This is a genomic window from Nonomuraea jiangxiensis (assembly GCF_900099965.1).
GTDB classification, from domain to species: Bacteria; Actinomycetota; Actinomycetes; order Streptosporangiales; family Streptosporangiaceae; genus Nonomuraea; species Nonomuraea jiangxiensis.
This window is the reverse complement of sequence record NZ_FNDJ01000025.1, coordinates 59,854-86,491: the sequence shown is the minus strand read 5'-3', so window position 1 is coordinate 86,491 and position 26,638 is coordinate 59,854. Positions and strand designations below refer to the sequence as shown.

Sequence of the window (26,638 nt, the reverse complement as noted above, 5' to 3'; positions counted from 1 at the left end):
GGGACGTGAGGCGGGTCGTTCAGGGGTGGCCGGCGCCGTCCGGGCTGGGCACCCCGGGCCTGGTGAGGGCTTCGGGGTTGACGATCCGGTCGTAGAGGTCCTCGGCGATGCCGCATTGGAGCGCGGCCTCCTTGAGCGGGAGGCCGTTGTCCAGCGCGTGGTGGGCGATGCGGGCGGCCCGATCGTAGCCGACGACGGGGCTGAGCGCCGTCACCATCATGATCGAGTGGTCGATGTTGTGGCGCAGCCTCTCGGTGTTGAGCTCGGCGCCTTCGACCAGGTACGTACGGAAGTGGTCAATCATGTCGGCCAGGATCCGCGCCGAGTGCAGGACGTTCTTGATGATGACCGGGCGGAAGGCGTTCAGCTCGAAGTTGCCCTCGGCGCCGGCCATCGAGACGGCGGTGTCGTTGCCGGCCACCTGGACGGCGACCATCAGCATGGCCTCGGCCTGGGTCGGGTTGACCTTGCCCGGCATGATCGACGACCCGGGTTCGTTGGCCGGCAGGATCAGCTCGTGCAGCCCGGTACGTGGCCCCGACCCGAGCCAGCGCAGGTCGTTGGCGAACTTGAACAGCGGCACGGCCAGGGAGCGCAGCGCCGCCGAGGCCCGTACCACGTCGTCGCAGGAGGCCTGGGCGGCGAACTTGTTCGGCGCGCTGGTGAAGGGCCGCCCGGTGAGCCGGGCGAGCTGCTCGGCCACCTCCTCGCCGAACCCCGGCGGCGCGTTCAGCCCGGTGCCGACCGCGGTGCCGCCCACGGCCAGCCGGTACAGCCCGGTACGAGTGCGCCGCAGGTGGTCGATGGCGTCGCCGAGCTGGGCGGCGTAGCCCGACCACTCCTGGCCGGCGGTCAGCGGCGTGGCGTCCTCCAGATGGGTGCGCCCGATCTTGACCGCGTGCCCCCACCGCCGGCTCTTGGCCGCCGTGCTCTCCCGCAGCCGGGTCGCGGCGGGCAGTACGCGGTCGTCGATGGCCGCCACGGCGGCGAGGTGCATGGCGGTGACGAAGGTGTCGTTGGAGGACTGGCCCATGTTCACGTGGTCGTTCGGGTGGATGGGGTCCTTGCTGCCCAGCCGCCCGCCCACCAGCTGGATCGCCCGGTTGGAGATCACCTCGTTGACGTTCATGTTGGACTGGGTGCCCGAGCCGGTCTGCCACACGTACAGGGGGAACTCGCCGTCCAGCTCGCCGCGGATGACCTCGTCGGCGACCCGCTCGATCAGCTCGGCCCGCCACCGGGACAGCCGGCCGGCGCGGGCGTTGACGATCGCGGCCGCCTTCTTGATGTAGCCGTAGGCGTGGTAGACGGCCTTGGGCATACGATCGTCGCCGATGTCGAAGTGGATCAGTGAGCGCTGGGTCTGGGCGCCCCAGTAGTGCTCGGCGGGCACCTCGATCTCGCCGAGGGAGTCGCGTTCCGTCCGGGTGCCGGTGGCCCGCAGCCCGATCGGCACGTCACGGACCCGCGGCGGGCTCACTTCCCGTTCCCGTGGACGCGGCGGTAGGCGGGCTGCCACATGGCCTCCTGGACCTGCTGGACGGTGTCGCGCAGGTCGACGCGGGCCAGGTGCTCCTCGGCGGCCCGGTTCGCGACGGCGACGGCCACGGTGGCGGAGACCGCGCGCAGGTTGTCCACCTGCGGCAGCAGGGAGGCGCCCGGGGCGGAGACGTCGACCATGCCGGCCACGGCCGCGGCGGCCGCCTGGAACATCCCCGGGCTGACCCGCCGGGCCCGCGCGACCACCATGCCCAGCCCCAGCCCCGGGTAGAGCAGCGCGTTGTTGGCCTGGGCGATGACGTAGGTGACGCCGTCGTACGTGATCGGCTCGATCGGGATGCCGGTGGCGATCAGGGCCCGGCCGTCGCTCCAGCGGATCAGGTCGGCGGGCATGGCCTCGATGCGCTCGGTCGGGTTGGAGATCGGGAAGATGATCGGGCGATCCACGCCGGCCGCCATCGTGCGCACGATCTCCTCGGTGAACGCGCCGTGCGCGGTGGAGGTGCCCAGCAGCATGGTCGGCTTGACGCGCTCGACGACCTCGGCCAGCGAGATGCCGTGCTCGCCGCGGGCCCAGCCGGCGACCTCGTCCCGTGGGCGGGCGTACGGGCGCTGGTAGTCGCGCAGGTCCGGCATGTCGTCGGTGAGCAGGCCCTGCTTGTCGATCGGCCAGATCCGCCGGGTCGCGGTGTCGTGGTCCAGGCCGTCGCGGACCATCGCGTCGCGCAGCTGGTCGGCGATGCCGGTGCCGGCGGTGCCCGCGCCGAAGACGACGATCCGCTGCTCGCGCATCGGGGTGCGGGACACCCGGACGGCGCTGAGCATCGCGGCCAGGACGATGGCGCCGGTGCCCTGCATGTCGTCGTTGAAGGTGCAGACGCGGCCGGTGTACTTCGCCAGGATCCGGCGGGCGTTGGACGGGCCGAAGTCCTCCCAGTGCAGCAGGGCGCCGGGGAACATCCGGGTGGCGGTGGTGACGTAGGCGTCGATGAAGTCGTCGTAGCGCCGCCCGCGTACCCGGGCGTGCCGGTTGCCGACGTAGGCCGGGTCGTTCAGCAGGCCCTCGTTGTCGGTGCCCACGTCCAGGGCGACCGGGATGACGCGGCCGGGGTCGATGCCGGCGGCGGCGGTGTAGACGGCCAGCTTGCCGGTCGCGATGCCGATGCCGCCGCCCACCCCCCAGTCGCCGATGCCCAGGATCTCCTCGGCGTCGGAGGCCACGATCAGGTCGACGTCGTCCGGGCCCAGCCCGGCGTTCGCGAACGCCCGCTCGATCCCGGCGGGGTCGTCGATGGACAGGTACACGCCCCGGGGGCGGCGGTACTCGTGGCTGTAGGTCCTGATCGCGGCGGCCACGGTCGGGTCGTACACGATGGGCAGCATCTCGCGCAGATGATCGATCAGCAGCCGGTAGTAGAGCACCTCGTTCCGGTCCCGCAGGGCCTCCAGGTAGACGTTCTTGAGCAGGTCGCTCGGCTGCGCCCGATATTGCAGGTACATCCGCCGTACCTGCTGCTCCAGCGACTCGACCACCGGCGGCAGCAGGCCCTCCAGGCCCAGCTCGGCCCGCTCCTCCGGGGAGAACGCCGTGCCCTTGTTCAGCAGGGGCTCGTGCAGCACCGCCTGACCCCGCAGGGACGTCACATAGCTGCCGTCCGGCTGCTCGGCGAACACGAAGCTCACCAGATCGGGCTTCCTCTTCCCCGGTGACATCATCGTCCTCCCCCCGGTGGCGGCCCCTCGCGGCTGCTGCCCCGGCCGGACGCCGGGACACCGGGCCGGACCTCACAAATGCCCCAAATTCCGACAAATGCCGCCCTGGGGTCGTCCGTCACCGTCCCGCGGCCAGGTCGCGATCCACGATCACCGCGATCTTGCCCAGCACCCGGCCGCCCGCCTTCAGCGACCGCAGTCCTGCGCTGATCGCCTCCACGGTGCTGTCGATGGTCCGGCTGACGTGCGGGACCACGAGCCCCCGCTCCGCCCACTCCATCGCCAGGTCCATCCCGCGCTGGAGGAAGTCCCGCGCCTCGCCGTCCAGCGTGGCGGGCTCGGAGAAGTACCGCAGCAAGTTGACGATGACCTGCTCGGCGCCGCGCTCGGCCAGGATGGCGGCCACCGGGCTGTGCGTCTCGGCCAGGCGGGTCGTCCTGCCGGGGCCGACGCCGAGCACGATCCACCTGCCGCCCCGCCGTACGGTCCTCGCGGTCTCGGCGAAGCTCCGCTCGCTGTAGGTGGTGTCGAAGACCAGGTCGGCGCCCCGGCCGCCCGTCAGCTTGGCGATCTCGGCCGCGATGTCGTCACGCCGGTAATCGAAGACCTCATGGGCGCCGGACCGCCGGGCCAGCGCGATCGACTCCGGCCTGCCGCCACTGCTGATGACGGTCCGGGCCCCCAGAACGCGCGTCGCCAGCTGCACCGCCAGGTGACCGACGCCGCCCCCACCGCCCGGGATGTAGACCGTGTCATCGGCGCGGACGGACCCGTACAGACCCGCGAACGCGGAGAGGAAGCACATGGGAAGCGCCGCCGCGTCACGGAAGCCCAGGGACGGCGGCTTGCGGACGGTGAGGAACTGCCGCGCGACCGCGTAACCGCCGCCCGTCGCGGCCCAGCCCCCGTCGCCGTTCAGGTCCGCCATGGCGGCCACCGCGTCACCGACGGCCACCCGGTCCACGTCACGGCCCACGCCGGCCACCACGCCGGCGAGGTCGAAGCCGAGCACGACAGGGGGCGTCCGTCCCATGAAGTTGAGGTCGGCCAGCTTGTACTCCAGCGGGTTGAGCGAGGAGGCGGCCACCCGGATCAGCACCTGATCGGCCGCCGGCCGCGGGACGGGAACACGTACCGCCTCAAGCGGCAGGCCGGCCCGGTCCCTCGTGTAACCGACACCGACGAACGTCTCGGGAGTCGTGCGGGTCTGCTCCATGGCGTGCTTCCCTCTGAACGGCGTACGCCGGCGGGACAGGCGCCCGCCGAGAGAACAACCTCCCGGCCAGGCTTCACGAACGCGAACCGGGCACCACGACCGACGCGCTGGTCCTCTCCGCACGTTTACCCGTGCGTGGCCCCGCCGTGGGGCCGGTCATCACCTGACCCCGCCGATGGCGTTCAGTTCGGCGAGCGCGTCGGCGGGCAGCTCCACGGCGGCGCCCGCGATGTTCTCGCGCAGGTGCCGTGCCGAGGACGTGCCGGGAATGAGCAGCATGTTCGGCGAGCGTCGCAGCAGCCAGGCGAGGGCCACCGACATCGGGGTGGTCCCCAGCCGCGCGGCGACCTGGTGCAGGGTGTCCGACTGCAGCGGTGACATGCCGCCCAGCGGCCAGTACGGCACGTAGGCGATGCCCTGCCGCGCCGTGCTGTCGACCAGTTCGTCGTCCTGCCTGTTGGCGACGTTGTAGAAGTTCTGCACGCACACCACAGGGGCGATCGCCTGCGCCTCGGCGAGCTGGTCCGCGTCGACCGTGCTCAGCCCGAGGTGGCGGATCAGCCCCCGCTCACGCAGCTCGGCGAGCGCGCCGAACGGCTCGGCGATGGAGCCGGGTTCGGGCGAGTCGAGGCCGCCGACCCGCAGGTTCACCACATCGAGTGCCTCCAGGCCGAGGCGTCGCAGGTTGTCGTGGACCTGCCGCACCAGCTCGGCCGGAGTGCGGGCGTGCGGCCATCCGCCCTGCTCGTCGCGGCGCGCGCCGACCTTGGTGACGATGTGCAGGTCCTCCGGGTAGGGCGCGAGCGCCTCCCGGATGATCTCGTTGGTGACGTACGGGCCGTAGAAGTCGGCCGTGTCGATGTGCCGGATGCCCAGTTCGACGGCCGTACGCAGCACGTCGATCGCGGCGTCACGGTCCTTGGGCGGCCCGAAGACGCCCGGCCCGGCCAGCTGCATCGCGCCATAGCCGAACCGGGTGAAAGAGAGGCCGGCCACGCGGTACGTGCCGCCAGGAAGCTGGTCGCCTGTCATGTCGCCTTTCCGCTCGCCGGCGTCTCCGGGAGCCGCCTCACGGTATCGAGCGCCCGCGCGCACAGCCGGTGCCCCGCTCATCCTGGGACCCACGGGACCAGGCACAACGCTCGGCGGGCTCGTAGGATCGGGAATATGAGCAGGCCCAACGCGCTCGGCGAATACCTCCGGGCACGCCGCGAGCAGATCGACCCGGCCGAGGCGGGGTTGCGGGTGGTGGGCGTACGCCGGACCCCCGGGCTGCGCCGCGAGGAGGTCGCCACCCTGGCCGGCATCAGCGCTGATTACTACCTCCGCCTGGAGCAGGGCCGCGACCGAAACCCGTCACCGCAGGTGCTGGAGGCCCTGGCCCGGGTGTTCAGGCTGGACGCGACCGCCACGCGATACCTGCTGAGCCTGTCCACCGCCCACCCGGCCACGCCCCGGCGGCCGCGCCGCGAGGTGGTGCCGGCCGGGATCCGGCAACTGCTCGACGTGATCAACCTGCCGGCGTTCGTGGAGAGCCGTACGTTCGAAGTCCTCGCCGCGAACCGGTTGGCCACCGCCGTGTCACCCAGCATCCGGCCGGGCGTCAACCGGCTGCGTACGATCTTCCTCGACCCCGGCGAGCGGGACCTCTACCCGGACTGGGAGCAGGCGGTCAGGGGCATGGTCGCCGGGTTCCGCACCTCCGTGGGCAGCGACGTCGACGACCCGCGGATCGTCCAGCTGGTCGGCGAGCTGTCGCTGGCCAGCGAGCCGTTCCGGCGGCTGTGGGCCCGGCACGACGTCACCGCGCTGGCCGGAGGGTCGATGCGGCTGCGCCACCCGCGGGTCGGCATGCTGGAGCTGCGCAGGGAGAAACTGCCGATCAGCGACTCCGGCGGGCAGATCCTGGCGATCTATCACGCCGAGCCGGGCTCGGAGTCGGCCCGCGCGCTCGACTCACTCGATGCGGCGGCGGCCGGCGAGGCGTCCCGCACGCCGGCGGCCGAAGGGTGACCGCGCCGAGCGCCGGAGCCGACCCCGGCTGATCACCTGGGGACAAGGAGGACATACTTGTCTTCCGTTTCGCTGTCATTGACGGGAGACTCCTGTGCCCTCGCTGGTCCCGCCGGTCATCGCCGCCGGCTCGTTGAACAACGTCCCACAGCCCGTCCTGAAGGCAGAGCCGGACCTTGTGATGCGGCCCTGGACCCGGGCGGACGCTCCCGTGATCCTGGATGCCTACAGCGATCCCGCCGTACGGCACTGGGCCGTCCACAGCGTCGACACGATCGCCGAGGCGGAGCGGCTCATCGACGGTTACGCCGAGGGGTGGCGGACCGAGTCCAGCGCGAACTGGGCGGTGGTGACGGCCGCGGGGGAGGTGCTCGGCAGGGTCGCGTTGCGTGCCATCGACCGGGAGATGGGTCAGGGCGAGGTGGCCTATTGGATGCTGGCCGCGGCCCGCGGGCGGGGTGCGGCCACCGCCGCGGTCCGGGCACTCAGTGCCTGGGCCTTCGAGGCGGGGATCCACCGGTTGTTCCTGATGCACTCGACCAGGAACGAGGTGTCCTGCCGGGTCGCGCAGAAGGCCGGGTTCATGCCGGAGGGCACGGAACGCAGCTCCATCCTGCACACCGACGGCTGGCATGACATGCACATCCATGCCCTGATCAACCCGCTTCCCGAGATCGGGTTCCAGCCGCGCCCCTGACCCCGTCGGCGTTGTGACCACCCGGCCTCCGCCGACAGGCGCGTAGCCGCACCCGGAGCTGGGGCACGGCTGGCCGCGCCGGCGCCGAGCCCGCGCACGCCCGAGGTGCGGGGCCGTCATCGGATGCGGTGGACGCCGGCCCGGGCGGCGGCCAGGGCGGCGAGGGCGGCGTGTTCGGCGATCGACTCGTCGATCGGTTCGTGGGTCACCAGCAGGCGGTAGTAGAGGGGCGCGCCGAGTGCCCTGATCACCTCCACCGGATCCGTGTCAGCGGGCAGTTGCCCGCGCTCGATCGCCTGCTGTACGGATTCGGCGGCCTGGACGTTGCGGATGTGGAAGAAGTCGTGCAGGGCCTGGGCCGCCCGGGGTTCGTGCACGGCCGCGGCGATCAGTCCGAGCACCATGTCGCGGGTCACCGGATCGGCGTACACGTGGAAGATCCCCCGCGCCAGCTCGCGCAGATCCTCCTCGATCGAGCCGGTGGCGGGCAGCGGCACCTCGTTCTTGACGAGCTCGCGCAGCATCTCCGTGAGCAGGCCGGTGGTGTCGCGCCACCGTCGATAGACCGTGGACTTGGCGACGCCCGCCGTCTCGGCGACACGTTCCACGGTCAGCGCGGCGTAACCGTGGGCCACGAGTTCGGCGCGGGTGGCGGCCACGACGGCGGTACGGATCCGCTCGGTCCGCCCCCCTGGCCGCTGGGTGCCCGGGTCCGGGCCGTCCACCTTCAAAGAAAACTCCAGTTGCATTAGTGAGGCCGCGTGTTCTAGCCTCCATCTTAACGAGACCCGAGTTTTATTTGCCAGCGCCACGGCCCCTACGTACGACGATCACCGGGCGCGTCATGGCCCCCCACGACGAACGTCACCCACCCTCGAAGGAGAGTCATGTCCGACAACCCGCTTCCCCACCCCGGCGGGCCCCTCATACCCGCGACGCCGCTCGAACGCTTGTGGTGGCCGGAACGGGTGCCGATCTCCGACCTCGAACGCGAGGTCGCGGCGGCCCGGATCGCCCAGGCCCAGGCCGGCGGACTGATCATCGGAACCGAGGCCGACCGGCGGCGATCGCGGCTACCGGCGGCCCGGACCCGCGAGGACCTGCGGATCGCTCTGAAGGGCCTGCCCGGCGCGGTCATCCCGGCCGGCCTGCTCACGGCCTGCCGGGTGGTCACCGCCGTGTGGCTCGGCGTGACCCTGGTCAACCTCGCCGTCTGGATACTGGTCTGCAGCTTCAGCCGGAGCGTCATCAACCCCTGGTGGGCGTGGCCGGCGGTCGTCGGCGGCGGGCTGGCCTTCGCGGTGTGGTGGGTCGCCGACTCGGCCCACCGGCAGCGTTTCTCCGGCAGCCGGGAAGGCCGGAACTCCCATGCCTGACCAGCCACCGGCGACCATGCTCGCCGCGGCGGACAGCGGAAGGAGCGGGCCGATGACGGCCACCATCACCGGGACCGAGCCGGTGGTACGCCTCGACGCGGTGCACAAGACGTACAGCAGCGGCGACAGCGCCGTGCACGCCCTGGCCGGGGTCACCGTCGGGTTCCCGGCCGGCAGTTTCACCGCCGTCATGGGTCCCTCCGGATCAGGCAAGAGCACGCTGCCGCACTGCGCGGCCGGGCTGGACGAGCCCAGCTCGGTCACGGTGACGCTGGCCGGCATCCCCTGGCGGGCAAGAACCAGACCGAACTGACGATCCTGCGGCGCGAGCACGTCGCGTTCGTCTTCCAGCCGTTCAACCTGATGCCCGCCCTGAACGTCCGGGAGAACGTCACCCTGCCGGCGCTGCTCGCCGGGCGGGAGCCCGACGCCGCATGGGTGGCGCAAGTGATCGACCGGGTCGGGCTGGGCCACCGGATCGGCCACCGGCCCGCCGGGGACGTGCGCCCGTGTTGTCGGCCATGGCGGGGCGGACATACGAGCTGGGAATGGGGTGGTGTGCATCCTGTGATGCATGGGGAGTAATAGGACGGCGCCGCCCCCGCTCACGCACTGACCTGGGGCGGCGCCGATCCACGCCCGCCGGTCGGCGTTATGGCCGACGCGTCCGGCCAGTTCATGATCGATGGCACGCTTGAGGTCAACCACCTCGGGACGATGCAGCTGACTGGGCCCGGCGTGTGGAGTTCACCGGACGATTCGGACGGGGCCGTGCGCGTTCTGCGTCGCGCGGCGGAACTCGGGTGACGCTGTTCGACACCGCCGACGCCTACGGCCCGCTGGTCGCTGAGCCGCTGCTGCACCGCGCGCTCGCGGGGCTGCTTGAGGTCGCCGAGCTGGCCGCGGCGGTGTGGGTAGGCTGGGGGTTGAGTCGATTACCACGCCCACCCGTTCTGGGCGCTCCCCGATCAGGGGCCCGTGTCGCCGGCCCGGCGAGTGCTCGGACGAGCAGGAGGGGGCCAGCCATGGCGATTGCCACGATCAATCCCGCGACCGGGGAGACGGTCAGGACCTTCGACGAGCTGAGCGAGGCCGACGTCCAGCGGAAGATCGGCATCGCGTACGAGCGGTGGCTGACGTACCGCGCCACCGGCTTCGAGGAGCGGGCCGAGCTCATGCACGCCACCGCCGACCTGTTCGAGAAGGAGGCCGACTTCGCGGCGCAGCTGATGACCACCGAGATGGGCAAGACGCTGGCCGCGGCCCGCGGCGAGGCGCTCAAGTGCGCCCACGGCCTGCGGTACTACGCCGACCACGCGGCCGAGTTCCTGGCCGATGAGCCGCTGGCCGACCCGTCGGCGGTCGGCGCCAAGCGTGCCCTGGGCCGCTATCAGCCGCTCGGCCCGGTGCTGGCGGTGATGCCGTGGAACTTCCCGATGTGGCAGGTGATGCGGTTCGCCGCCCCCGCGCTGATGGCGGGCAACGTCGGACTGCTCAAGCATGCCTCCAACGTGCCGCAGTGCGCGCTCTACCTGGAGGACGTCTTCCGCCGCGGCGGGTTCCCCGAAGGCTGCTTCCAGACGTTGCTGATCTCCGCCAGGCGGGTGGAGCCGGTCCTGCGCGATCCCCGGGTGGTCGCCGCGACGCTGACCGGCAGCGAACCTGCCGGGCGTTCGGTGGCCGCGATCTGCGGCGACGAGATCAAGCACACGGTGCTGGAGCTGGGCGGCAGCGACCCGTTCGTCGTGATGCCCTCGGCGGACCTGGAACGCGCCGTCGCGACGGCGGTCGAGGCCCGGGTGCAGAACAACGGGCAGTCGTGCATCGCGGCCAAACGGTTCATCGTGCACAGCGACGTCTACGACGCCTTCACCGAGGCGTTCGTCTCCCGCATGCGCGGGCTGAAGGTCGGGGACCCGTTCGAGGAGGCCACCGACGTCGGGCCGCTGGCCACCGAGCAGGGCAGGGCCGGCGTCGAGGAGGTGGTGGACGAGGCGGTCTCCGCCGGGGCCACCGTACTGTGCGGGGGACGGCGCCCGGACGGGCCGGGCTGGTTCTACCCGCCGACGGTGATCACCGGCATCACCCGCGACATGCGGATCTTCTCCGAGGAGGTGTTCGGCCCGGTCGCCTCGCTGTACCGGGTGGCCGACGTCGAGCAGGCGCTGGAGATCGCCAACGCCACCGGCTTCGGGCTGGGGTCCAACGCGTGGACCGACGACCCGGCGGAGCAGGAACGGTTCATCGACGGCCTGGACGCCGGCCAGGTCTTCATCAACGGCAAGACGGTCTCCTATCCCGAGCTGCCGTTCGGCGGGATCAAGCGCTCCGGCTACGGGCGTGAGCTCTCCGCGCACGGCATCCGGGAGTTCTGCAACCTCAAGACCGTCTGGGTCGGCTGACCCTGTCCATTATCGGGGTCGATCATCGGGCCGGGCAGACCAGCTGTCTGCCCGGCCCGGCATCGTGCGGTGCCGCCGCCGCTCCCCCCGATGCGGCGGCTGCCCCTGGCCGTCGCCTCAGGATCCCCGGATCTGAGGCTCCGACCTGTGTGTTTACGTATCCGAACGAAGGTAATGCGACCCCCTTCGAATGGTTGATTGTGTGGATAGTCTCGTCACTCGGCGCACGGGAGCGTCAGGCGAACACGGCGGGAGGAGCGACGGGCGTCAGCCGGCGGTGAGGACCTCGCGGAGCTTGCGGGCGAAGGCCTCGGGCTGCCCGGGGTAGCCGTGGTCGCCGTCGAGGAAGCCGCCGTGGTGGCTCGGGAAGACCGTCGCCTGCCGGCCGAGCAGCCCGGCCATGGCCACCGAGGTACGTCCGGTGAAGGTGTCGTGGGACTCCTCGCCCACCGCGATCACGATCCGCGTCGGCGCCGCGGCGAGCGCCTCGACGTCGGGCCGGTAGCCGCTGACCGCCCACGACCGGTCGGAAAGCAGCGGATCGTCACGAGAGCCGTCATCCTCGGCCGGCATCCCGAAGGCGGCGGGGTCCGGCGCGGGCTGGGCGAAGTAGTCCTCGGTGTACTCGCCCTGCCACGAGGTCATCACGATGAAGGCCGCCATGCCGGCACCCCAGCCCTTGCTCTCGTACACCTCCCGGATGCCGGCCCGGGCGCGCTCGGTGGCCTCGGCGTCGGGGAGTGCCGAGATGAGCGGCGGCTCGTGCGCCACCAGGGTGATCACGTCCTCGGGGTGGGCCGTCACGAGGGCGAGCGCGGTCACCGCACCGCCGCTGCTCGCGAACATCTCGACCGGCCCCGCGCCGAGCGCTTCGATGACGGCGTGTACGTCGGCGGCCTGGGTCCTGGGGTCATGGTCGATCCGGCCGTCCTTGCGGATGCTGCGGCCGAGGCCGCGCGGGTCGTAGGTGACCACCGTCCGCTCGGGGAAGTGCGACGCCAGCGCTCGGAAGCCGTCGGCGGCCATGGGCTGGCCGATCATGACCAGCGGTGGGCGCCCGTCGGCAGTCGGCAGCGGGCCCTGGACGTCGTAGGCGAGGTCGACCTCGGGGGTGCTGAGTATGTGGCTCTTCATAACGGTGTGGACCACTTCCGGATCGAAAACTCATCGGGAGCTTTCGTCCCACAGCCGGTCGAAGGTGTCCAGCAGCACCGGGTTGCCGCATCCGTCCAGCAGCGTCCGGCCGCGCCCGCCCGTACCCTGCGCGACGGTACGGGCGGGCGCCGTCGCACGTTGAGCCGATCGCCGCGAGCGCTGAGGACGATCTTCCTCTGCCGCGACCACGGCGTCGCCCGGCTGCCTGATCACCGGGTCGGGGACGTCGGTGAGCCGGACGCGCCCGGCTTCCTTGAGTTCCTCAGTAGGGGAAGACGTTGTGCTGCCCGGCGAGCGTCACCCACCGGGTCGTGGTGAACGCCTCCACGCCCCACCGGCCGCCGAACCGGCCGTAGCCGCTGTCCTTCACGCCACCGAACGGCACCTGCGGCTCGTCGTCCACCGTCTGGTTGTTGACGTGCACGATGCCGGTGCCCAGCCGCCGCGCCATCGCCAGCCCGCGCCGCGCGTCCTCCGTGATCACACTGGCGGTCAGCCCGTAGTCGGTGTCGTTGGCGATGGCCACCGCCTGGTCGTCGTCCACGGTGATCACGGTGACCGCCGGCCCGAGGATCTCCTCGCAACGTCTCGGTCGAGGTGCTGGACGCGATCTCCGGTGCGCTCCGGCTCTCCGACGCCGAGCACGCCCACCTGCTGCACCTCGCCAAGCCGGAGCGGCCGACGCGGCGGCCCGCGCCGCAACGCCCGCGGGTGCGGCCCGCGCTACTGGAGCTGCTGGCGGCGGTGGAAGGCGTGCCCGCGTACGTGTGGGGCCGCCGTACCGACGTGCTGGCGTGGAACCGTACGGCCTCCGCGCTCTTCGGCGACTGGGCGGCGCGACCCCGCAGGAGCGGAACTGGGCCAGGATCACCCTCCTCGACCCGGCGGCCCGGCGGCTCTTCGTCGACTGGGAAGCCAAGGCTTCCGACGTGGTGGGGCACCTGAGGCTGGACGCCGGCCTGCACGTGGCAGATCCGCTGCTCGCGGCGCTGGTCGGAGAGCTCTCCATGAAGAGTGCGGACTTCCGGCGGTTGTGGGCGGCCCACGACGTCAAGAGAGACTGGTCGGCCGCCACGCGGGACTGAGCGCGAAGCCTGCCAGGAGACCGGGCGACGTCGCTCCGGTGACCCGGGGCGGATCGCCCGGAGGTCACTTGAGTCCCGCGAAGAAGGTACGCAGGTCGGCGGCCAGCACCTCGGGTGCCTCCATCGCCGGGAAGTGCCGTCCCCGCTCGTACTCCGCCCAATGCGTCCCGGCGGGCGGGTCGATCAGCCGGCGGGCCGTGGCGTCGGCGCCGAACACCGCGTACCCCTGGGGCACGGCCGGCGGCGCCCCCCAGTCGGAGGAGTGCGCCTGCTCGTACAGGAAACCGGCGGCGGAGACACCGGAACCGCTGAACCAGTAGAGGGAGGCGATCGTGAGGAGCTGGTCGCGGTCGTAGGGCAGGTCGGTCCACCGCTCGAAGCTCTCGGCGAGCCAGCCGAGCTGTCCGGCGGGGGAGTCGTTGAGCAGGTATCCGATGGTGTGGGGGCGGGTGTTCTGGATCGTCAGGTAGCCGGTGCCGTCGGCACGGAACTCCGCCATCCGCGCCAAGGCCAGCTCGTCCACCGGGTCCGCAGGGTCGAGCCGGTCGCCCATCCCCGGGAGGAACGTGGCTGTGGCCGCAGCCGTGTACGGATCGGTCACCACGTGGACGCCCACGACGTGCTCCCTGTCGAGCCCGGCGACCGCGCCGGAGACACCCGCGCCGATGTCGCCGCCGTGCACGCCGTACCGGTCGTAGCCGAGGCGGCGCATCAGCTCGGCCCAGGCGCGGGCGGTGCGGCCCAGCGCCCAGCCGGTCTCACGCACTGGGGTGGAGAAGGCGAAGCCGGGCAGCGACGGGACCACCAGGTGGAAGTCCTGCCGCAGGTGCTCGATCAGCCGGGTGAACTCGGCGAACGCGCTGGGGTAACCGTGGGTGAGCACCAGCGGCATGGCGCCGGGGTCGCCGGAGCGGACGTGCAGGAAGTGGACCTGCTGCCCGTCGATCTCGGTGGTGAACTGCGGATACTCGTTGAGCCCCGCCTCGGCGGCACGCCAGTCGTAGCCCTCGGCCCAGTACGCGGTCAGCTCCTTGAGGAACTCCAGCGGCACGCCGCGGCTCCACCCGGCGGCGGGCAGCCCGTCCGGCCAGCGGGTCCGGGCCAAGCGGCTCGTCAGGTCGTCGACGTCGGCCTGCGGGATGTCAATGGTGAACGGCCGGATCTCCATCCGGTGCCTCCTTGGGCTCGGGAACAACCCCCACGCTACGGACCATTCCGGAACGGTTCTTTCCGGAATTCAGGGCAGACTTGAGGAATGTTGGAGACCTCGGCCCGGCTGCTCAGACTGCTGTCCCTGCTCCAGGCCCGCCGTGACTGGACCGGCGACGAACTGGCCGCCCGCCTGGAGGTGACCACCCGCACCATCCGCAACGACATGGAACGCCTGCGCGCCCTCGGCTACCCGGTGCGGGCCACCCCCGGAGCGGCCGGCGGCTACCGGCTGGGCGTCGGCGCCCAGTTGCCGCCGCTGCTGCTCGACGACGAGGAGGCCGTCGCCATCGCGGTGAGCCTGCGCACCGCCGCCGGCGGGACCGTGGCCGGGATCGAGGAGACCGCCGCCCGCGCGCTGGTCAAGCTGCTGCAGGTGCTGCCGTCCCGGCTGCGCCGCCGGGTCGACGCGCTGCAGGCGTACACGGTGCCGGCGCCCTGGTCGGGGCCGAGCGTCGACGGCGGCGTCCTGACCACGATCGCGACCGCCTGCCGCGACCACGAGCGGCTCCGCTTCGACTACCGCGATCACGACGGCGGCGACAGCGTACGCGTCACCGAGCCGCACCGGCTCGTCCACACCGGGCGCCGCTGGTACCTGCTGGCCTGGGACCTCGACCGGGGCGACTGGCGGACCTTCCGCGCCGACCGCATCCGGCCGCGCACCCCGGCCGGTCCCCGCTTCACCCCGCGCCCGCTGCCCGAGGGCGGCGACGTCGCCCGGCACGTGTCTCGCGGCGCCGGCACCGCGACCTGGCGTTACCGGGCACGCGTGATCGTTCACGCACCGGCCGAGCGGGTGGCCGCGAAGCTGCCGATGCCGGCCGAGATCCGGCCGCTGGACGACGAGCGGTGCGTCTTCGAGCCCGGCTCGGACAGTCCCCTGATGCTGGCGAGCTACCTGGCCATGCTCGGCGAGGACTTCACGGTGGAGGACTCGCCGGAGCTGGTCACGGAACTGCGCGCCCTGGCCCACCGGTTCCTGCGTGCCACCGGAGACCCCTCGGGCGTGCTTCCGGAGTCGTAGACCTGGTGCCCATCGGCGGACTGGTTCGGTCGCCTCACCGTACGGGGGCGTCCATGGGGAACTCCTCGATGCCGAGCACCCGCAGCAGCTCCAGCCGCTCGCGCGTCTCGGCGTCCGCCGGCGTGAACACCAGCAGCTGCTGGCCCTGGTCGGGGGTGAACAGGGTCTCGCAGTCCACCACCAGGCGGCCCACCCGCGGATGCAGCAGGGTCTTGCGGTTGGCGCGCCGGACGGCAACCTCGTGCTCGGCCCAGAGCCGGCGGAAGTCGGCGCTCACCGCCTCCAGGCGCTCGATGAGCCCGGCGACCGTGGGGTCGCCGGATCGGCGGCCGGCGGCCGCGCGCAGGTCGGCCACCGCCTGGCGGGCCTGATGCTCCTGCTGATCGGGCGGGTGGGCGGCGCGGGCGGCCGGCTCGGTGAACCAGCGGTACACGAGATAGCGCCGGTAGTCGGTGAAACCGGTGAGGTCGTCCATCAGCAGGCGGGCCGCCCGGTTCTGGGCGAGTACCTCTCCCAGGTCGGACAGCACCACGGCCGGGGTGTCGCCGAGCAGGTCGAGCATGCGGATCAGGCCGGCGCGGGCCAGGCGGGCCACCCCGTCGGCGGGCGGGGGTCGGTGGCCGGCCAGGTGGAACAGGTGGTCGCGCTCGTCGTCGGACAGGCGCAACGCCCGGGCCAGCGCGCCGAGCAGCTGGGTCGAGGGCTGGCTGCTGCGGCCCTGCTCCAGGCGTACGACATAGTCCACCGAAATGCCGGCGAGCATCGCCACCTCTTCCCGGCGCAGGCCGCTGGTGCGGCGGCGGGGGCTGTCGGCGAGTCCCACCTCGGCCGGGCGGATCGTCTCGCGGCGACGGCGCAGGAAGTCGGCGAGCTGGTCGCGTTGCATGGCCTTCATTCTGCCCGGTGGCCTGCGGGCCGAGCCAGGGAGCGGCTCTCCCATGATGAACGCTCCGCTTCCGCCCGCCCCGGCTCCGGCCCAGGCTGGGGGCATGACCTCGACAACACGGGAGAACGTGATGCGAACACGAACGCTGGGCCGTACAGGACCGGAGGTCTCCGCGCTGGGCCTGGGCGCGATGGGCATGTCGGGCGCTTACGGCGCCGCGGACCGTGCGGAGAGCATCGCCACCGTGCACGCCGCGCTGGAGGCCGGCGTCACGTTGATCGACACCGGCGACTTCTACGCCATGGGCCACAACGAGTTGCTGCTCGCCGAGGCGCTGCGCGGCCGGGATCGCGACAGCTACGTGCTGAGCGTCAAGTTCGGCATGCTGGGCGGGCCGGGCCGCGAGCTCGGTGGCAAGGACGGCCGCCCCGAGGCGGTGAAGAACTTCCTGGCCTACTCGCTGACCCGGCTGGGCACCGACCACATCGACATCTACCGGCCCGCCCGGCTGGATCCCGCCGTACCGATCGAGGAGACGGTGGGCGCGATCAAGGAGATGGTCGAGGCCGGACATGTACGGCACATCGGGCTCTCGGAGGTCGATGCCGCCACGATCCGCCGGGCGCACGCCGTGCACCCGATCGCCGACCTGCAGATCGAGTACTCGCTGCTGTCCCGCGCGGTGGAGGCCGAGGTCCTGCCCACTCTGCGGGAGCTCGGCATCGGCCTGACCGCGTACGGCGTCCTCGGCCGCGGTCTCATCTCCGGGCACTGGACCGCCGGCCGTACCGCCGGTCCCGGCGACCACCGCGGCCTGCTCCCGAGGTTCGCCGGCGGGAACCTGGAGCACAACCTCGCCCTCGTGGACGCCCTGCGCAGGATCGCCGAGGCCAAGGGCGGCACCGTCGCCCAGTTGGCCATCGCCTGGGTGGCCGCACAGGGCGAGGACATCGTGCCGCTGGTCGGCGCCCGCACCCGCGAACGGCTGGCCGAGGCGCTGCCCGCGACGGACCTGAACCTCACCGCGGACGACCTCGCCCGGATCGAGCAGGTGGCGCCGCCCGGCGCGGCGCTCGGCGACCGATACCCGGCCGCGTTCATGGCCGACCTCGGCGTGGGCAACTGAGCCTGGCTTCCCGGCGAGGCATTGCGTGAAGCGCATTCTATGCGTGCCACGCAATCATGGTGGTAGAGTGCTGCGGAGCCGCCGGCATCCACGAAGGGGGCCTGATGCGAGACTCCGACACCGTCGGCTTCGGCATGCCGGGGCTGCCCTGGGAGCCGAAAGCCGCCTTCCATGCCCTTGCCGCATATGGACGCGCCAGGAGGGCCGACACCGAAACGAGGACGATCACGTGACGTTGCCGACCACGAAGCTCGGGAGGACCGGACTGCGCGTGAGCCGCCTCGGCTACGGGGCGATGGAGCTGCGCGGGCCACAGGCGTGGGGGAGACCGATCAGCGACGATGAGGCCCGCACGGTGCTCAACACGGTCCTCGATTCGGGGACGAACCTCATCGACACCTCGCCGGACTACGGCGACGCCGAGGAGCACATCGGCCGCTGGATCTCCCACCGGCGTGAGGAGTTCGTCCTTTCCAGCAAGTGCGGGTGCCCGCTCGCCGCGGACGGTGACCCGCGTACGGCTCCGCCGCACGTCTACACCAGGGCGAACGTCCGCGCGTGCGTCGAGCAGAGTTTGCGCCGGATGCGTACCGACCACCTTGACATCCTGATGGTGCACATGAGCCCGAGCGTCGCCGTGCTGAAGGCCGAGGACACGATCGCCGAGATGCGGGCCCTCCAGGACGAAGGCATGATCCGCTTCACCGGCATGTCAGGAAATCTGCCCAACCTTCCGGACCACATCGCCCTCGGGGCCTTCGACGTGTTCCTCCTGCCCTACTCGCCGCTCGACCGCTCCCACGAGCGACTCCTCGGCGCCGCCGCGGCAGCCGGCGCGGGGACGATCGCCCGCGGCTCCATCGCCCGCCCGCTCACGGCCCCGCCCGAGGCCCTGCCGGAGCCGATCCGCCGGCCGCTCGCCGACCGCCACGCCCGCCTCGCCGCCGCCGGCCTGGACGACCTGGCAGACGGCGCCCCGACGATGGAACTCCTGCTCCGCTTCGTCCTCAGCCACCAAGATCTGCACGCGGTGATCGTGGGCTCCACCCAGGCCGCGCACGTGCGCGCCAACGCCGCAGCCGCCGAGAAGGGCCCACTCCCACCGGACGTCTACGACGCTTTACGAGACCGCCTCAACCCGAAGCACGAGGCAACTCCCACGAACACCTCCTGACCAAGGCGGCCGACCACGTGCTTCCCGCCATCCCACCGTGCTCCACGAGTCAAGAGCTGGAGGTGCGTGCCTGCGCCACCGCAGTGACCAGCGGCGGCGTCCGACGCACCTGACCTGGTGGCGGGCAGCGACGTGTCCGTGGGCGGTCACGTGCGGGCACGTCACGAAACCACCGCCCTGCTGAGCCGGCGCCGGCCCAGCTCCTCACAGCTGAAGGCCGTCAAGGGGACGGAACTTCGGGAAACGCCGGCGCGGGTCACAGCAGGAGTCCGGTCGGCTCCTCCAGCAGCTCGGTCGCCCGGCGCGGCCGGCGACCTGTCCGGTGACGAAGATTTCCCACCGGATCGCTGCCGCACGGACCGATACCCCCGCCGACCGTAACCGTCAGACGCCATGTTTGCCCAGGTCAGAGGAGATATGTGAGTTGCCGGTGCGTCCCCCGGGCAGAGCGCACGGCGGCGACGAGCAGGCGGCACCCCCTCTGCCTGACCGCCGCCCCTGGGACTCCCGCCTGGGTGCGCTCGGCATCGGGTCACATTGGCCCCTCGGCAGCGGCCCCCGACGAGGTCGTTGATGGTCTGCCGACTGACGCCGGACATCACCGCGAGACGGCGAAACTCAGCCTTTGTTCGGCGATCACCTCCGCCAAGGGGGCGGCGATCACCTCCGCCAAGGGGGCGGCGATCACCTCGGCCAAGGTGGTGGCGAGCGCCTGGATGACGGCGGCGGCCGGGTGGCCGGACAGGTCCGCGTGGGGCCCGTTTCCGGCCATCAGGTCAGTCGAGGGCGACGCCGTACATCGCCTTGATGATCTTGAGGGGGATGTCCAGGGTCTTCGGCTCGATGTTGGTGTGGATGACGACGCTCCGCCGGCCGTCGTCGGTGCACAGCGCGAGGGTGAAGGATCCCGGGAGGGTGCCGCTGACGCCACGCACGGTCAGGCCGCCCATCCCCGCGCGGTCGAACTCGATCACGCCGAGGCCGTAGCGGGCGTGCGGCAGCCAGACGACGCCGTCGTTGGCGACCATGGTCCACATCTCGTGGTGCTGAGCCGGTGGCAGCAGGCCGCCGGTCGCGATCGCCTTGAGGAAGCGGGTCAGGTCTTCGGTGGTGGAGACGATGCCGCCGGCCGCCCAGCCCCATGAGGTGTTGAGCGCGGTGACGTCGATGGGCGGCTTGTCATGGTCGATCATTGACGCCCAGTTCGCCGTGGTGAGCGTTGCCGGGTCGACGCCGTCCTTGAGGGCGCCGGCAACGTAGGACTTGGGATACGGGTGGGGATAGCTCGTGGCGTCGGCGGGCCGTACGTAGGTGTGGGTCAGGCCGAGCGGCCGGATGACTGTGCGTTCGACTTCGGCGAGGTAGGTGTTGCCGGTGACCTTCTCGATGATCGCGCCAGCCAGGTAGTAGCCGCCGTTGGCGTAGATGAACTGCTCGCCCGGCTCGCTGACCGGCGGCTGGGACACCGCGAGCTTCATCAGCTCGGAGGTGGTCCAGATGCGGGCCGACTGGGTGGCGATGCTGTGCTGTAGCTCTGGTGCGAGGCCGGTGAGGAACAGGCCGCTGGTGTGGTTGAGCAGATGCCGGATGGTGATTTTGTCGCCGTCGTAGCCGCCCGACTCCATGACGCCGGGCAGCCACGTGTTCACCGGGTTCTCGAGGCTCAGTCGGCCTTCGGCTGCCAGGGCCAGCACGGTGGCGGCGGTGAAGGCCTTACCGGAGCTGCCGACGTGGAGGTACTCCTCGGACTGACGCCGATGCCCGAGGGCGAGGTCGGCCACTCCGGCCGTGCCGAACCATGTCCCATCGGCGTCGTGAACCTCGGCGACGATACCGGGAACGCCGTCCTCGGCCACAGCCCAGTCCAGGACCTGCTGCACCTCGTCGTGGATGTTGTGCGCCATTTACTGCCTTTCAGAGGAAAACTCATCGGAGCCGAACAAGTGGTCTGCGGATGCCTGGAGCGTTCAGCGTCCTCTGCGCGTGAAGGCACGGAGCGACAGCGGAACGAACACCCCCAGCAGCGCGGCCGACCAGAACAGGACGGCGGCCACCGGATGCGCGAGTGGCCAGGCCACGTCGCCGGACGGGGCGCCCGGATTGCCGAACAGCTCCCGTGAGGCGGCGGTGAGCGCGCTCACCGGGTTCCAGTCGGCCAGGAACCGCAGCCATCCCGGCATGCCGCCGGTGGGCACGAACGAGTTGGACAACATCGTGAACGGCAGGAACAGCGGAACCACCACCTGGGCGACGATCTGCTCGTTCTTCACCACCAGGCCCACGTAGACGCCCACCCAGCTCAGCGCGTACCGCAGCAGGAGTATCAGGCCGAACGCGCCGGCCGCGGGAATCAGACCGCGGTGCGGCTGCCAGCCCACCAGCAAGCCCGCGCCCACCATGACGGCCAGCAGCGGCAGGCCGACCAGGGAGTCGGCGCCGGTCTGCCCGAACGGCACCGCCAACCGCGCCATCGGCATGGAGCGGAACCGGTCCATCACGCCGCGGGCGGAGTCGGCAGCCATCCGCCCCATGACCCCCTGTACCGCAGTGAAGGTCACCATCGAGAACAAGCCGGGCATGAGGTACTCGCGGTAGTCGCCGCCGTCCGGCACCTGGATCGCGCTGCCGAAGACGTACCCGAACAGGACCACCATGATGGCCGGGAAGACCAGCGCGCCGACGAGTTCGCCGGGTTCCTGGCGCAGCCGTCCCAGCTCGCGGCCGACCAGGGTCAGCCCGTCGGCGAACGTCCAGCGCAGGCGCCGGCCCATCGGCGGAGCGAGGGTGGTCATGAGACACGTTCCTTCCGGTCGGTGAGGCGCAGGAACACCTCATCGAGGGTGGGACGGCGCAGGCTCACGTCGACCGCGGCGACTCCGGCGCGGTCGAGTTCGCGCACGATGTCGGCGAGCCGGAAACCGCCGCCGGGCAGGGCGACGCTCAGCCGGTCGGCGCTCGTCGTCGTGGGTTCGGTCCCGGCCAGGGTGGTCAGTACGGTCGCCGCCGGACGCAGCGCGGCGGGGTCTTCGAGGACGACGTCGAGGCGGTCCCCCATGGTGGCCTTCAGCTCGTCGGGAGTGCCCGTGGCGATCACCCGCCCGTGGTCGATGACGGCGATGTCGTCGGCCAGCTGGTCGGCCTCGTCCAGATACTGCGTGGTGAGCAGCACCGTGGTGCCGTCCGCCACCAGTTCGCGGACGCTGTCCCAGATCTCGCCACGGCTGCGCGGGTCCAGGCCGGTGGTCGGCTCGTCCAGGAAGAGCACCTCGGGGCGCAGGATGAGGCTGGTGATCAGGTCGAGGCGGCGTCGCATACCGCCGGAGTAGCCGGCGACCTGACGATCGGCGGCGTCCATCAGATCGAAGCGTTCGAGCAGCTCGTCGGCCCGCCGGTGCGCCTCGCGCCGGGAAAGGTGGTAGAGGCGCCCGAACATGCGCAGGTTGCCCCGGCCGGTCAGCTTCTCGTCCACGGCGGCGTACTGGCCGGCGAGCCCAATCCTGTCCCGCACCTGGCCGGCCTCGCGGACGACGTCGTATCCGGCGATGCGGGCGTGTCCGGCATCGGGATCGGACAAGGTCGCCAGGATGCGTACGGCGGTCGTCTTCCCGGCGCCGTTCGGCCCGAGCACGCCGCAGACCGTTCCTCTCGGGACGCTCAGGTCCAGGCCCCGTAACGCGTGGGTGTCGCCGAAGGACTTGTGCAGCCCCTCGGCGACGACCATCGGATCAGACATGACCCCTCCACTGGGTACGTTGTACGCGGTTTCGGGGCCAGGCTAAGCTACTGGGTACTATGTACGCAACTAGGGGGTGGAGCCGGTGGCCGATGCCGAATACGTGAACATCTGGATGCGGCCCGAGCGCCCGGCCCGCGGGCCGAAACCCACCTACAGCCGCGCCCAGATCGCCGCGTCGGCGATTCGGCTCGCCGACGCCGAGGGCCTGGAGGCAGTCACCATGCGGCGGATCGCCGCCGAGATCGGCGCGGGCGCCATGTCCCTCTACCGCTACGTCCCGAGCCGCGACGACCTCATCGAACTCGTGGCCGACCGGCTGCAGGGCGAGATCGACGTCACGGGCATGCCCTCCGGCGACTGGCGCGCGGACCTGACCCACTACGCCCACGGGCTGCGGGCGATGTGGCTGCGGCACCCGTGGATCGCCGCCGTGCACCGGGCACTCCCCAGCTACGGTCCCAACCAGCTGCTGCTGATCGAACGAGTGATGGGGGTCCTGGACGCCCACGTCTCCATCGACGAGAACCTCCGCCTCATGGCCATGCTGAACAGCTACATCGAGGGCACCGTCCGCGAGGAGATCAGCTCCGCCGAGGAAGTCCGCCGCAGCGGGCTCAGCGAGTCGGAGTGGATGGCGCGGAGCTACCCGCGCATCCAGCAATTGGTGAACAGCGGGGACTACCCGATCTTCACCAAGATCGTGATGGAGTCGCGCCAGCCGCGCCTGAGCCGTGACGACCAGTTCCGGTACGGGCTGGAGCGCGTCCTCGACTGCATCGCCGCAGCCCTCCCATCAACGGCCGGGTCTTCCCCTTCGGCGCACCGAGAGGGAAAGGCCGGCTCGTAGCCGACCATCCGAGTGCAAGCCCTGATGGCGCCACACCGACCTCGCGGCGCGGTTGTGAGCAGCGGTGTCCGGTCTAGCGGGTGGTCCTGGCGCGCCAGAGGGCGGCGTGGGTGACTTCTCCGCCGTGGCCCGTCGACCTCACCGAACCCACCGCGTAGACCTCGCCGGTGCCGGGCCGCCGGGCCAGGGAGGCGACGAGGGCTCGGTATCCGGCCGGCGCGGGGACGCGATGGCGGGTCCAGGTCCCGCCGGACAGGTGCCAGAGCACACCTCCGCGGCTCTGCACCCACAGACCGCCCCCGCCGTCGGGCTCCGCCTGGCCGAAGCTGTTCGGCTCGGAACTTCCATCCTCGCTGGAGCCGAGCGGGGCCCAGTGACAGGTCCATGAAGCCCCGTTCCAGTGCAGCGCGAACGGGTGACCCTTGACGAGAGGCTCGCCGTCCCGGTCGTACTCGTGCGCCATCCGTCCTGAGACCCCGCCCACGACCCAGACGTCGTCGCGCCCGAGCACGACGACATCGGTGAGAATCTCGCGCGGCGCCATGAAGTCGACCGGCGCCTCCAGAGCCGGTACCCCGATCAGCCGCCATCCGCCCTGCTCCCAGCGCATCGCCGCGGGCGGGTCGTATCCTCCGCTGACCGCCCACACCTGCTCGCCCTCCGAGCCGAGCTCCCCAGCGTTGGCGGGCAGGAGGTAGGAGCGCCACTCATGCCCCGTCCACCGCAGGGCCGTCCGCTCGTTCACCGTCCAGGCACCGTCGGGTCCGACGGACCGGGCAGCCGTGCCGCCCCCGCCGATCACGCCGCCCGCCGGTTCCGCCAGTGGCTGCGTACGCCAGTGCCCGCCCTCATAGGTGCTGACCACGCCGATCACGCCCGGACCCGGCATGATCTGGCCGATCGCCCAGGCCAGCCGTACCGAGGAGGCGGCGAGGGCGACAGGCCCGACGGCACCCCGCCCCGGCGAGGCCGGCAGCTCGAACGACCGCCATTCCCTGCCGTTCCAGCGGCGCAGCAGCACCTCGTTCCCGTGGCGATAGGTGGTCCAGAGTGTGCCGTCGGCGGCGGCTGCGAGCAGGTCCATGTCTCCCTTGTCGCGGTCGACCCGGATCATCCGCCACTGCGTCGGGGCATCGTGAGCCCGCAGGTCGTGGCGCCCCTCGTCGGGCGGAAGGCAACGCGCCGGGCGGGCCGGCAGCGGCGGAAGCTCGACAGGGTCGGCCGGGCGGGGGGATAAATCCGCCGTGTCCTGTCCGGTGACGGGGGCCGTCGTACGTCCGGCGGCGGGCGGGAGGTCCGTGGCGGAGGTGCAGCCGACGAGCGCCGTCACCGCCATGATGCCGGCCAGTGCCCGGCGCGCCGTCGTCATGCCCAGCAGTCTCGCACAGCAGGTCGCCGCCACTGAGGCGGCGAGGCGACCGGCGGGGAACCCCTCTCGCGGCTCTTGCAACGCAGGTTCGGCTCCACCAGCACCAAAGCGGAAATGCCGGTGACCCGGCGCTCGATCCGCTGGTCCGAATGACGCCGAATCGACGAGTGCCGTGGCGAATAATTCGTCACGGCATTCGTCGTTCACCTTTTTCGAGCAGGCGAGATCGATTTCGTCTCAATCGCCGTTCACAGCGTTATAGAGACACCCATGCCCGCCGGCCCGTGCGCCACAGGCTACCAACCGTGGCGGTGGTGGGGCCAGAACCCGTGGTGGTGATGGTTCGAGTGGTAGGGCCAGGACCGATGGTGGTTATAGATCCCGCGGAAGGGCCAGGGCCGGTGGTGATGATGGTGGAACCTGTCGTGGTCGAAGTCGTCCGTTGCGATGTACGCAGCGTTGGCCGGGGAGGCGGAGTCCGCGCTTGCGACCCCCTGGACCTGTAGCGGAACGAACATGACACCCGCGGCCGCAGCGGCCAGAGCTAGCGTCGCCATACGCCCGTGGCGCGGTGTCCGCGATTGCCGAGTTTCGGTATTCACGTGGTTTCGTTTCCATTCATGAGTGAATCGGTCGCGAAAATCCGATGCCTTATTTTGATAGGCATCCGGACAGCATCAGATATGCCCATGGAGACAATCGCCTTCACCTCTACAAACCTAAACAACACGTCAAATCGTTCAGCAGCAAGGTCCGAAATCGCCAGGGCTCCGGCGAAATGGAGTTTTGTCCTGATTTCGATTGTGCGGGGTCGGAGATGGTGAGGGTGCGGGTGGCGTCGCGGGAGCTGTGGCGGATGGCTTGGGCGATGCTGCCGGCGCTCATCTTTGGGGGAGGCATTTCCCGCAGCCGTCCACGTACTCCGGGCTGTAGCGAGGGAGCGGATCAGCACGTCCAGCATCGTCTCGATCCCGAACAACATGCGGAACGGCGAGGCGGGCGGCATCGTGATCCACCGCGGCTCCACCCCGGTGAGCTTCATGGGTTCCGCTCGACCACGTAGTACGTCTTGCGATGGAAGCCGGTCACCGTGGCGCCCTCCTCCATGAGACCGCCCAGAACGTCACGCACGGCGTGCCGCCACGCCTTGGCGGCGCCCACGTCCACCCCGCGCAGCAGCTCGATGTCCTCAGGGACCGCGACCAGCACCACACGCCTGTCGCTACGGCCCTCGACCGGCCGGTCGCCATCGTCACCCAGCCCGACCACGGCATCCTCCGGCACCGCCGGCAGGTACGGCACCCGCCGGACCGCCGCCTCGACCCGCGGATCGGTCAGCGGCCACACGGCCAGAAGCCGGTCGGACTCGTCGCCCTGGTTGATGGTGTCGGCCATCACGCCGTAGAAGTTCGGCAGGTACTCCGCGGGCCGTGCGCCCAGCTTGGCCAGGTTGAAGTGGGCGTTGCGGCGGACCAGCGGGTCGTAGGTCCAGGTGATCCGGGAGATCCCGCGGTCCAGCGCCCACAGCCGCTGGTGCAGCTTCAGCTCGAAGCCGATGCCCCGGCCCGCTTCCACGCCCGTGTTCTGCGAGTGCAGGGTCGAGTCCTGCCCGAAGAAGCCCACCGACGCCCCGACCATCCGGTCACCGTCGAAAGCACCGGAGACGTAGTTGCCCGCGTAGGTCAGCGCCCGCATCAGCCCGGCGCTGATCGGCCGGCTGTCCGGCTCGAACCCCCAGATCCGCCCGAACAACTCGTCGACCTGCTCGAACTCCTCGTTCGCATGAAGTTCCCTGATCATGGCCGAGTGGTCGGACCCGCTCGTCCCCGACACGTCTACGCGATCGCCGTCGACGACGGCCCTGGCGTACCCGATCTGTTCCTCAAAGGTCGATCCGCTGAGGATCGCGCGTCGCTCCGTCACTCGACGAAACGCTAGGAGGACCAGGGATGATACGTCCAATACGCGCCGGTCGATGAGTTCATATCTGTGCACGTATGGACCGTCTGCACGCCTCCGTCGTGCCGACCGACGAACGTCGATGGCGCGCCATGAGAGGCATGACCAAGTGCAGGCATCGGCACGGCGGCTGCGGATTGAGATCGAT

General features: G+C 71.1%; 27 protein-coding genes and 1 pseudogene. 11 read left to right on the top strand and 17 right to left on the bottom strand.

Annotation, left to right across the window (positions count from 1 at the left end):
• Nucleotides 1-19: 19 nt before the first annotated feature.
• The 4 genes from BLS95_RS40530 to BLS95_RS40515 form a co-directional block, all read right to left on the bottom strand.
• A complete protein-coding gene (locus BLS95_RS40530) occupies nucleotides 20-1,480 on the bottom strand; it encodes a class II fumarate hydratase (protein WP_090944565.1) in 1,461 nt (486 codons plus the stop codon).
• On the bottom strand, nucleotides 1,477-3,183 hold the full coding sequence (locus BLS95_RS40525; RefSeq protein WP_281250093.1) for an NAD-dependent malic enzyme: 1,707 nt from the start codon (nucleotides 3,181-3,183) through the stop codon (nucleotides 1,477-1,479). Before BLS95_RS40525 ends, BLS95_RS40530 begins: the two co-directional genes overlap by 4 nt.
• A gap of 148 nt (nucleotides 3,184-3,331) precedes the next feature.
• Nucleotides 3,332-4,429 (bottom strand): quinone oxidoreductase family protein, encoded by a 1,098-nt coding sequence (locus BLS95_RS40520; RefSeq protein WP_090944562.1) that lies wholly within the window; start codon nucleotides 4,427-4,429, stop codon nucleotides 3,332-3,334.
• A 159-nt stretch (nucleotides 4,430-4,588) separates the two neighbouring features.
• Nucleotides 4,589-5,461, bottom strand: coding sequence for an oxidoreductase (locus tag BLS95_RS40515; protein WP_090944559.1), 873 nt, complete (start codon nucleotides 5,459-5,461; stop codon nucleotides 4,589-4,591).
• A 135-nt stretch (nucleotides 5,462-5,596) separates the two neighbouring features.
• Between BLS95_RS40515 and BLS95_RS40510 the strand changes: the two genes are divergently transcribed.
• On the top strand, nucleotides 5,597-6,442 hold the full coding sequence (locus BLS95_RS40510) for a helix-turn-helix domain-containing protein (protein WP_090944556.1): 846 nt from the start codon (nucleotides 5,597-5,599) through the stop codon (nucleotides 6,440-6,442).
• A gap of 94 nt (nucleotides 6,443-6,536) precedes the next feature.
• A complete protein-coding gene (locus tag BLS95_RS40505; RefSeq protein ID WP_218136232.1) occupies nucleotides 6,537-7,139 on the top strand; it encodes a GNAT family N-acetyltransferase in 603 nt (200 codons plus the stop codon).
• A 116-nt stretch (nucleotides 7,140-7,255) separates the two neighbouring features.
• Here the strand turns inward: BLS95_RS40505 and BLS95_RS40500 are convergent, their stop codons facing one another.
• The gene (locus BLS95_RS40500) at nucleotides 7,256-7,864 is read right to left on the bottom strand and encodes a TetR/AcrR family transcriptional regulator (RefSeq protein ID WP_245765598.1); all 609 of its coding nucleotides are present in this window, start codon (nucleotides 7,862-7,864) and stop codon (nucleotides 7,256-7,258) included.
• Nucleotides 7,865-8,026: 162 nt separating this feature from the next.
• Between BLS95_RS40500 and BLS95_RS40495 the strand changes: the two genes are divergently transcribed.
• From BLS95_RS40495 to BLS95_RS40480, 3 genes are all read left to right on the top strand, one after another.
• Nucleotides 8,027-8,515 carry a DUF1707 domain-containing protein gene (locus BLS95_RS40495; protein ID WP_090944550.1) on the top strand — a complete coding sequence of 163 codons (489 nt, stop codon included), beginning with the start codon at nucleotides 8,027-8,029 and terminating at the stop codon, nucleotides 8,513-8,515.
• Nucleotides 8,516-8,567: 52 nt separating this feature from the next.
• Nucleotides 8,568-8,828, top strand: coding sequence for an ATP-binding cassette domain-containing protein (locus BLS95_RS57230; RefSeq protein ID WP_218136231.1), 261 nt, complete (start codon nucleotides 8,568-8,570; stop codon nucleotides 8,826-8,828).
• A 712-nt stretch (nucleotides 8,829-9,540) separates the two neighbouring features.
• On the top strand, nucleotides 9,541-10,917 hold the full coding sequence (locus tag BLS95_RS40480) for an NADP-dependent succinic semialdehyde dehydrogenase (RefSeq protein ID WP_090944753.1): 1,377 nt from the start codon (nucleotides 9,541-9,543) through the stop codon (nucleotides 10,915-10,917).
• 267 nt (nucleotides 10,918-11,184) lie between these two features.
• Here BLS95_RS40480 and BLS95_RS40475 read toward each other — a convergent pair whose 3' ends face one another.
• Genes BLS95_RS40475 through BLS95_RS56250 form a run of 3 tightly spaced genes read right to left on the bottom strand, consistent with a single transcriptional unit; the run spans nucleotide 11,185 to nucleotide 12,616 of the window.
• On the bottom strand, nucleotides 11,185-12,051 hold the full coding sequence (locus BLS95_RS40475; protein ID WP_090944547.1) for an alpha/beta fold hydrolase: 867 nt from the start codon (nucleotides 12,049-12,051) through the stop codon (nucleotides 11,185-11,187).
• A gap of 30 nt (nucleotides 12,052-12,081) precedes the next feature.
• Nucleotides 12,082-12,285, bottom strand: coding sequence for a hypothetical protein (locus BLS95_RS54830; protein ID WP_143044078.1), 204 nt, complete (start codon nucleotides 12,283-12,285; stop codon nucleotides 12,082-12,084).
• Between the two features lie 49 nt (nucleotides 12,286-12,334).
• Entirely contained in the window at nucleotides 12,335-12,616 is a 282-nt protein-coding gene (locus BLS95_RS56250) for an aldehyde dehydrogenase family protein (RefSeq protein WP_245765584.1), read from the bottom strand.
• A gap of 53 nt (nucleotides 12,617-12,669) precedes the next feature.
• On the opposite strand from BLS95_RS56250, the pseudogene BLS95_RS60005 reads away from it, so the two are divergent.
• Nucleotides 12,670-13,157: pseudogene (locus tag BLS95_RS60005) on the top strand (MmyB family transcriptional regulator).
• A gap of 64 nt (nucleotides 13,158-13,221) precedes the next feature.
• On the opposite strand, the gene BLS95_RS40465 reads toward BLS95_RS60005, so the two are convergent.
• The gene (locus BLS95_RS40465) at nucleotides 13,222-14,325 is read right to left on the bottom strand and encodes an epoxide hydrolase family protein (RefSeq protein WP_090944544.1); all 1,104 of its coding nucleotides are present in this window, start codon (nucleotides 14,323-14,325) and stop codon (nucleotides 13,222-13,224) included.
• A gap of 87 nt (nucleotides 14,326-14,412) precedes the next feature.
• On the opposite strand from BLS95_RS40465, the gene BLS95_RS40455 reads away from it, so the two are divergent.
• A complete protein-coding gene (locus tag BLS95_RS40455) occupies nucleotides 14,413-15,393 on the top strand; it encodes a helix-turn-helix transcriptional regulator (RefSeq protein WP_176993644.1) in 981 nt (326 codons plus the stop codon).
• A gap of 34 nt (nucleotides 15,394-15,427) precedes the next feature.
• Here BLS95_RS40455 and BLS95_RS40450 read toward each other — a convergent pair whose 3' ends face one another.
• Nucleotides 15,428-16,279 carry a helix-turn-helix transcriptional regulator gene (locus BLS95_RS40450; protein WP_090944538.1) on the bottom strand — a complete coding sequence of 284 codons (852 nt, stop codon included), beginning with the start codon at nucleotides 16,277-16,279 and terminating at the stop codon, nucleotides 15,428-15,430.
• Between the two features lie 130 nt (nucleotides 16,280-16,409).
• Between BLS95_RS40450 and BLS95_RS40445 the strand changes: the two genes are divergently transcribed.
• The 3 genes from BLS95_RS40445 to BLS95_RS40440 all read left to right on the top strand — a co-directional run bounded on the left by BLS95_RS40445 (nucleotide 16,410) and on the right by BLS95_RS40440 (nucleotide 18,579).
• Nucleotides 16,410-17,405, top strand: a complete 996-nt coding sequence (locus tag BLS95_RS40445) for an aldo/keto reductase (RefSeq protein ID WP_090944535.1) — start codon at nucleotides 16,410-16,412, stop codon at nucleotides 17,403-17,405.
• 104 nt (nucleotides 17,406-17,509) lie between these two features.
• Nucleotides 17,510-17,638, top strand: a complete 129-nt coding sequence (locus BLS95_RS59310; protein ID WP_281250092.1) for a hypothetical protein — start codon at nucleotides 17,510-17,512, stop codon at nucleotides 17,636-17,638.
• Nucleotides 17,635-18,579, top strand: coding sequence for an aldo/keto reductase (locus BLS95_RS40440; protein ID WP_090944532.1), 945 nt, complete (start codon nucleotides 17,635-17,637; stop codon nucleotides 18,577-18,579). The genes BLS95_RS59310 and BLS95_RS40440 overlap by 4 nt, the downstream gene beginning before the upstream one ends.
• A gap of 598 nt (nucleotides 18,580-19,177) precedes the next feature.
• On the opposite strand, the gene BLS95_RS56240 is transcribed toward BLS95_RS40440, so the two are convergent.
• The 4 genes from BLS95_RS56240 to BLS95_RS40425 form a co-directional block, all read right to left on the bottom strand.
• Entirely contained in the window at nucleotides 19,178-19,351 is a 174-nt protein-coding gene (locus BLS95_RS56240; RefSeq protein WP_176993643.1) for a hypothetical protein, read from the bottom strand.
• A gap of 4 nt (nucleotides 19,352-19,355) precedes the next feature.
• Entirely contained in the window at nucleotides 19,356-20,483 is a 1,128-nt protein-coding gene (locus BLS95_RS40435) for a serine hydrolase domain-containing protein (RefSeq protein ID WP_090944529.1), read from the bottom strand.
• A gap of 63 nt (nucleotides 20,484-20,546) precedes the next feature.
• Nucleotides 20,547-21,371, bottom strand: coding sequence for an ABC transporter permease (locus BLS95_RS40430; RefSeq protein ID WP_090944526.1), 825 nt, complete (start codon nucleotides 21,369-21,371; stop codon nucleotides 20,547-20,549).
• Nucleotides 21,368-22,312, bottom strand: a complete 945-nt coding sequence (locus BLS95_RS40425; protein ID WP_090944523.1) for an ATP-binding cassette domain-containing protein — start codon at nucleotides 22,310-22,312, stop codon at nucleotides 21,368-21,370. The genes BLS95_RS40430 and BLS95_RS40425 overlap by 4 nt, the downstream gene beginning before the upstream one ends.
• A gap of 85 nt (nucleotides 22,313-22,397) precedes the next feature.
• Here BLS95_RS40425 and BLS95_RS40420 point away from each other — a divergent pair, with 85 nt between their 5' ends.
• A complete protein-coding gene (locus BLS95_RS40420) occupies nucleotides 22,398-23,162 on the top strand; it encodes a TetR/AcrR family transcriptional regulator (RefSeq protein WP_090944747.1) in 765 nt (254 codons plus the stop codon).
• A 73-nt stretch (nucleotides 23,163-23,235) separates the two neighbouring features.
• Here BLS95_RS40420 and BLS95_RS56235 read toward each other — a convergent pair whose 3' ends face one another.
• The 3 genes from BLS95_RS56235 to BLS95_RS40405 form a co-directional block, all read right to left on the bottom strand.
• The gene (locus BLS95_RS56235) at nucleotides 23,236-24,531 is read right to left on the bottom strand and encodes a hypothetical protein (protein WP_090944520.1); all 1,296 of its coding nucleotides are present in this window, start codon (nucleotides 24,529-24,531) and stop codon (nucleotides 23,236-23,238) included.
• A gap of 598 nt (nucleotides 24,532-25,129) precedes the next feature.
• Nucleotides 25,130-25,573 (bottom strand): hypothetical protein, encoded by a 444-nt coding sequence (locus BLS95_RS54820; protein ID WP_143044076.1) that lies wholly within the window; start codon nucleotides 25,571-25,573, stop codon nucleotides 25,130-25,132.
• A complete protein-coding gene (locus BLS95_RS40405; protein ID WP_245765582.1) occupies nucleotides 25,570-26,454 on the bottom strand; it encodes a GNAT family N-acetyltransferase in 885 nt (294 codons plus the stop codon). Before BLS95_RS40405 ends, BLS95_RS54820 begins: the two co-directional genes overlap by 4 nt.
• Nucleotides 26,455-26,638 lie beyond the last annotated feature (184 nt).